Source organism: Streptomyces sp. NPDC059477, assembly GCF_042749375.1.
Classification (GTDB): domain Bacteria; phylum Actinomycetota; class Actinomycetes; order Streptomycetales; family Streptomycetaceae; genus Streptomyces.
Genome location: NZ_JBHYUG010000037.1, coordinates 1 through 5563, shown reverse-complemented (window position 1 = coordinate 5563; position 5563 = coordinate 1). Strand labels below are relative to the sequence as shown.

The following is a 5563-nucleotide window of genomic DNA, read 5'->3' as shown; positions in this document are numbered from 1 at the left end:
GGGGGGGGGGGGGGGGGGGGGGGGGGGGGCGCGGCGGGGGGGCGCGCGCGCGGGCCCGCGCGGGGGGGGGCCTCGCCCCACCCCGGGGCCTGGGGGGGCGGGTGGGGCACCCCCCCCCCCCGAACCCCGTTCCGGGGGATGTGACCCTCCTTCGGCCGCTCCTACGGTGTGAGCAATCCAGCCACACACCGTCAGGAGTCACGATGGGTTCGCACAACAGCGTTACCGAGCTGAACGAGCTGTTCGTCGAGGCGATGAACGCCGGAGACCTCGACCTCGCCGTGTCCTGCTGGGACGAGGACACCGTCTTCCACACCGCCCCGGGTACGGAGGCCGTCCGCGGCCCGGCCGCCCTGCGCGGCGCGCTCCAGCAGTTCATCGACACCAAGCCCCACCTGACGGTGGAGGAGCTGCACCGGGTCGAAGCCGGTGACATCACCCTGGTCGCCCTCAAGTGGCACCTGACCGGGACCGGCCCGGACGGCGAGCCGATGGAGATGGGCGCCGTGGACAGCAACGTCTTCGTCCGCCGCGCCGACGGCACCTGGCGCATCCGCATCGACAACCCCTTCCACTCCCAGCACCTCGGCCTCTGACATGGCCGCCACCGCCCCCATCACCGAGCGGCTCACCCTGGCCGCACCGCAGCCCCTGCTCATCGGCGGCCGGGAGGTCGGGGCCGACCGGACGTTCCCCGCCGTCGACCCCAGCACCGGCCGCGTCTGGGCACATGTCGCCGCCGGTACGCCCGACGACGTGGACCGCGCCGTCGCCGCTGCCGCGAAGGCGTTCACCACCTGGCGGGACACCTCGCTCGACACCCGGCAGGCCCTGCTGTGGGCCATCGCCGAACGGCTGACCGAGGACGCGCGGAGCTGGCCGGCGCTGCTCGCGACCGAGAACGGCCGGGCCATCCGCGAGGGCGGTCTGATCGATGTGCCGACGGCCGCGGAGATCTTCCGCTTCTTCTCGGGCATCGTCCGGGACCTGCACGGACGGACCGTGCCCTGCGGGCCGAACGCCCAGGTCGTCGCCACCCCCCGCCCGGTCGGTGTCGTCGCCGCGATCGTCCCCTGGAACTCGCCGCTGATCTCGGTGGCCCACAAGCTGGCGCCCGCCCTGGCCGCGGGCAACACCGTCGTCGTGAAGCCCTCCGAACTGGCCTCGGTCAGCACGGTCCGGTTCATCCAGCTCGTGCAGGACCTGCTGCCGCCCGGCGTCGTCAATGTCGTCACCGGCTTCGGCCATGACGTGGGACAGGCACTCGTATCGCACCGGGGGGTCGCCAAGGTGAGCTTCACCGGGGGTACGGAGACCGGGCGCCGTATCCTCGGCGATGTCTCCGCCCGGCTGGTCCCGGCTCTCATGGAGCTGGGCGGCAAGGGAGCCATGGTGGTGTGCCCGGACGCCGACCTCGACACCGTGACCGAGGATGTGCTCACCGGTATCTTCGCCGCCAACGGCGAGGTGTGCTTCGCCTCGTCGCGGCTCATGGTGCACCGCGACCGCTACGACGAACTGCTGGAGCGGATCACCGCACGCGCCGACGCCATCACCGTGGGCGACGCCCTCGACCCGGCCACCCAGCTCGGGCCGCTGGTGACAGGCCGGCACCGCGACGCGGTCGCCGCCCGCGTCCAGTCCGCCGTATCCGAGGGAGCCGAGCTGCGGGCGGGCGGTTACCCGCCCGAGATGCCCGGCGAACTGGCCGGAGGCAGCTACTACCGCCCCACCGTCCTCGCGTCCCCCGGCGGCACGACGAGCGCGTCGCGCGCGGAGTTCTTCGGTCCCGTCCTCACCGTCGAGGCGTGGACCTCCGAGGACGAGGTCGTCGAACGGGTCAACAGCGTCGCGTTCGGACTGGCCAACGGGGTGTGGAGCGCCGATCTCGCCCGGGCGTACCGGCTCGCGGACCGCCTCGATTCGGGGATGGTCTGGATCAACACCTGGTTCGCGACACCGCTCGGCCAACCGCAGGGCGGCGTCAAGGCCAGCGGCTTCGGCCGCGAGGGCGCCGCCGCGACCCTGCTCGAATACACGGCGACCAAGGTCGTGCACACCAGCCTCGACACCACCCGCCCTCCGATGTGGACGTGACACATCCCTCCACCCGGACCCGACACACACCCCACTCGGACCCGACACCCCCCTTACCCGGACCCGACCACCCTCCGACGTGGGACTGCCCCGTCCTCCGACGCGGACCTGACCGTCCTGCGACGTGAATCCGACAGGTACGCCGGTGCAGATCCGACCCGTCCCCCTCGGCATGGACCCGAGGGCACCGGCGGACCGACCAGCAGGGAGATGGACATCATGCATTTCGGACTCGACGAACAAAGCCGGGAACTGGCCGAACTGGGCGCTCGCCTCGCCGCCGAGTTCACCCCCCGCGCCCTGGAACACGACCGCGACCGAACCACCGCCACCGAGAACTTCGCCAGACTGCGGGCCTCCGGCCTCTACGGCGTCGCGCTCCCGCGCGAACTCGGCGGCCTCGGGGCCCGTACGACCCAGTGGCTCGCCACCGTCGAAGCGCTCGCCCAGGGCGACGCGTCGACGGCCCTCGGTTTCAACATGCACTACGTGGCGACCCGGATCATCTCCACTCTCGACGCCGTACCGGACGACGCGAAGAAGCGCGTCGCCGACCTGGTGGTGGGCGACGGCGCGCTGATCTGCGCGCCGCTGTCCGAGCCGGCCGCTTCCAGCCTGCTGCCCGCCACCTATGTGCCGACCCTCTCGGCCCGTCGGGTGGACGGCGGGCTGGAGATCAGCGGCACCAAGATGTTCGCTTCGCTGTGGGAGGAGAGCGACTACGCCTTCATGTTCGCCCACCCACAGTGGTCGGACGACCCGACCCATGTGGTCGGCTTCCTGATGCCGACCCACCAGGACGACACCGACGCGGTCACGGTCACCGACAACTGGGACACGCTGGGAATGCGCTCCACCCGCAGCAACCAGGTCCGGATCTCCGGCGCCTTCGTCCCCGACGACCTGGTCCTGTGCGAGTTCGACGACTTCCTCGGCAACTGGATCGTGGCGCAGGCCCCTATCTCCTGGGGCGGGTACACGGGCTGCTACCTCGGTGTCGCCGAGGCCATGACGCGGTGGCTCCAGGACGCGCTCGGGACGCGGACGGCCAAGGGCTTCGCCCAGCCGATGGGATACCACCCGACCATCAGCAGCGCCATGGGCCACATAGCCGCCCAGGTCGAGGCGGCGCGGCTGATGATGTTCCACGCGGCGTGGGAGGCCGACGAGAACAGCGGGCCGAGCCTGGGGACCTGTGCCGCGTTCCTGCGGGCGAAGCTGATGCTCGGCACGGCGATCCATACGATCTCCACGCTCGGCACGACCGCCGGCGGGCTCAGCTCCCTGATGCGCGAGCGAGGCTACGAGCTGATGCTCCGCGACGCCATGACCGGTCCGATCATGCCGCCCAACTCCCTGGCGTGCGCGGAGATGGCGGGGCTGATCTCGATGGGGCTCGACCCCGGCGGGGCACCGGCCCTGCGCACGGCGTCATGACCCGCACCGCATCGGCCGTACCGATCGTGGAGCCGCCGCCGCTGCCCGACTCCGACACCTTCCGGTCGGCGTGCGCGCAGTTCCCCACCGGGGTCGTGGTCGTCACCACGGCCGCTGACGGAGAGCTGTACGGGAGCACCGTCAACGCGTTCACCTCGCTCACGGTGGAGCCGCCCCAGGTGCTCGTCTGCCTCGCGGACACCTCCCGCACCTGGTCGGCGATCGAACGCTCCGGAGTGTTCGCCGTCAATGTGCTCGCCTCCGACCAGGCGCCCACGGCCCGGCTCTTCGCGTCGAAGGACCCGGACAAGTTCGCGCAGGTGGACCATCTGACGGGGACGGTCGGAGCACCGCTTCTGACCGGGACGGTGGCGCGGTTCGAGTGCCGTCTGGACGGGACCGTACGGAACAATTCGCACTGGATGCTGATCGGGCGGGTGGTGTCACTGGCCTCGGACCCGAGCCGTGAGTCGCTGCTCTTCGTCCGCGGCCGTCTGACCGGGTGACGACCCCGTACGCACCGAGGTGACCGGGTGACGATCCCCGTACGCACCGATGTGCCCGGCCGAGGGCCCGCCCCCCCCCCCCCCCGCGACCGTACGAGGTGACGTCGTGAACCACCGGACCGCGGGCGGCCGTGCCGCCGCCCCACTGTCGCCCGAGGATCTCGCCGCGATGCAGGAGAACCTGCGCGAACAGCGGTTGTTCCGCCAGGAGCAGCTCCGGCAGATCGCGGCGGCGCCCCGCGCCGAGTATCTGCGCGGACGGCGCTCCGCGGCGCAGAACGAGGTGCAGATCAAGCTGGCCGCCTCCGCGCGCATGGTGCTCGCCGATGTGGAGGCGGCCCTGTGCCGCATGGCCGAGGGCCGCTACGGCGGCTGCCGGCTGTGCCGGCGTCCCATCGACCGCGAACGGCTCCTGATCGTGCCGCAGGCCCGCTACTGCTCCCGGTGCCAGCAGGTACGGGAGGCGGGGACGGCCGCGCCCGGCGCCGGGACGCCCCCCGGGGCGCGAGGGGCCGAGCGATGACCCCCGTACACCTGCCCCCGACGGGTTCGCCGGCCGGTTCGCCGACGGGGTCGCCAGCCGGATTCCCGGACAGCTCTGCGACCGGCTTTCCGGTCGGCGGCCCGGCCGGTCCGCCCCCGGCCGACCCCGCCGTCCCGCACCACCGCGACCACCCCCTGTGCCGCCCCTGCTGCTGTCTCGCCCTGGACCTGGGCAGTGCCCGCACCCGGGTGTGGGTCGCCGGGCGCGGGCTGGTGCTCGACGTGCCGACGGTCACGTTCCCCGGGGCGCTGTACCCGATCCGGCGCGGCGCCATCGTCGACGTACCGGGGACGGCCCGGATGCTCGACCGGCTGCTCGGCGACCGGCTGCCGAGGCTGACCCGGCCGCTGGTGGTGCTCACCGCGCCGGTGCTGGACGGCCCGGCGTACCGGGAGCGGGCCCGTACGGCCGTGCAGGTGCTGGGGCCGCGCGCGGTGCTGACCGTCCCCACGGCACGGGCCGTCGCGCTCGCCGCCGACGCGGATCTGTCGCTGCCGCTGCTCGTGGTGGACCTCGGCGCCCAGCTCACCGAGGTGGTGCTGCTGGCCGACGGCGCGGTCTGCGACGCCCGGCGCACCGCGCTGGGCACCACCGATCTGGACGGCGACATCACTGCGGCGGACCTCTGCGAGGCGGTGGTCACCATGATCGCCTCGATGGTCCGGCAGGACCGTACGTCCCTGACGGCGGACGCGCTGACCCGGGGCGCGCTGCTGGCCGGGGGCGGCGCCCGGCGCCCGGACGTCGTCCACCGGCTCTCCGGCAGCCTGCACGCCCCCCTGCGGCCGGTGCCCGCCCCGCACACCGCCGCGATCCGGGGCGCCGCGAGGCTCCTGCGCTCCGCACACACCCACCCCTCGGGCAGAGGCAGCGCCGCGCACTCCCCTTGATCGCCGCGTGCTGCCTCCGGCCCCCAGCCTTCGATCCCCGGCCCCCCCCATGCCCCCCCGCCCCGGGGGGGCCCCCCCCCGGCGGCGGC

Annotated in this window: 6 protein-coding genes; all 6 read left to right on the top strand. The window is 73.3% G+C overall.

The annotated features are described in order from the left end of the window. Positions 1 to 203: 203 nt before the first annotated feature. The 6 genes from ACFXAZ_RS19785 (at position 204) to ACFXAZ_RS19760 (ending at position 5474) form a co-directional block, all read left to right on the top strand. Complete coding sequence (locus ACFXAZ_RS19785; RefSeq protein ID WP_384592523.1) at positions 204 to 596, top strand: YybH family protein; 393 nt, start codon at positions 204 to 206, stop codon at positions 594 to 596. A gap of 1 nt (position 597) precedes the next feature. Beyond that, positions 598 to 2097, top strand: coding sequence for an aldehyde dehydrogenase family protein (locus ACFXAZ_RS19780; RefSeq protein WP_384592520.1), 1500 nt, complete (start codon positions 598 to 600; stop codon positions 2095 to 2097). A gap of 219 nt (positions 2098 to 2316) precedes the next feature. Beyond that, positions 2317 to 3534 carry an acyl-CoA dehydrogenase family protein gene (locus ACFXAZ_RS19775; RefSeq protein ID WP_384592517.1) on the top strand — a complete coding sequence of 406 codons (1218 nt, stop codon included), beginning with the start codon at positions 2317 to 2319 and terminating at the stop codon, positions 3532 to 3534. Beyond that, positions 3531 to 4040 (top strand): flavin reductase family protein, encoded by a 510-nt coding sequence (locus tag ACFXAZ_RS19770; protein ID WP_384592514.1) that lies wholly within the window; start codon positions 3531 to 3533, stop codon positions 4038 to 4040. The genes ACFXAZ_RS19775 and ACFXAZ_RS19770 overlap by 4 nt, the downstream gene beginning before the upstream one ends. A 169-nt stretch (positions 4041 to 4209) precedes the next feature. Then, positions 4210 to 4563, top strand: a complete 354-nt coding sequence (locus ACFXAZ_RS19765) for a TraR/DksA family transcriptional regulator (RefSeq protein WP_384592712.1) — start codon at positions 4210 to 4212, stop codon at positions 4561 to 4563. After that, complete coding sequence (locus ACFXAZ_RS19760) at positions 4560 to 5474, top strand: rod shape-determining protein (RefSeq protein ID WP_384592512.1); 915 nt, start codon at positions 4560 to 4562, stop codon at positions 5472 to 5474. The genes ACFXAZ_RS19765 and ACFXAZ_RS19760 overlap by 4 nt, the downstream gene beginning before the upstream one ends. Positions 5475 to 5563: the final 89 nt, after the last annotated feature.

Excerpts from the sequence above, each read along its gene's own strand:
- ACFXAZ_RS19785 (WP_384592523.1), top strand. The coding sequence starts at position 204 with ATGGGTTCGCACAACAGCGTTACCGAGCTGAACGAGCTGTTCGTCGAG.
- ACFXAZ_RS19780 (WP_384592520.1), top strand. The coding sequence starts at position 598 with ATGGCCGCCACCGCCCCCATCACCGAGCGGCTCACCCTGGCCGCACCG.
- ACFXAZ_RS19775 (WP_384592517.1), top strand. The coding sequence starts at position 2,317 with ATGCATTTCGGACTCGACGAACAAAGCCGGGAACTGGCCGAACTGGGC.
- ACFXAZ_RS19770 (WP_384592514.1), top strand. The coding sequence starts at position 3,531 with ATGACCCGCACCGCATCGGCCGTACCGATCGTGGAGCCGCCGCCGCTG.
- ACFXAZ_RS19765 (WP_384592712.1), top strand. The coding sequence starts at position 4,210 with ATGCAGGAGAACCTGCGCGAACAGCGGTTGTTCCGCCAGGAGCAGCTC.
- ACFXAZ_RS19760 (WP_384592512.1), top strand. The coding sequence starts at position 4,560 with ATGACCCCCGTACACCTGCCCCCGACGGGTTCGCCGGCCGGTTCGCCG.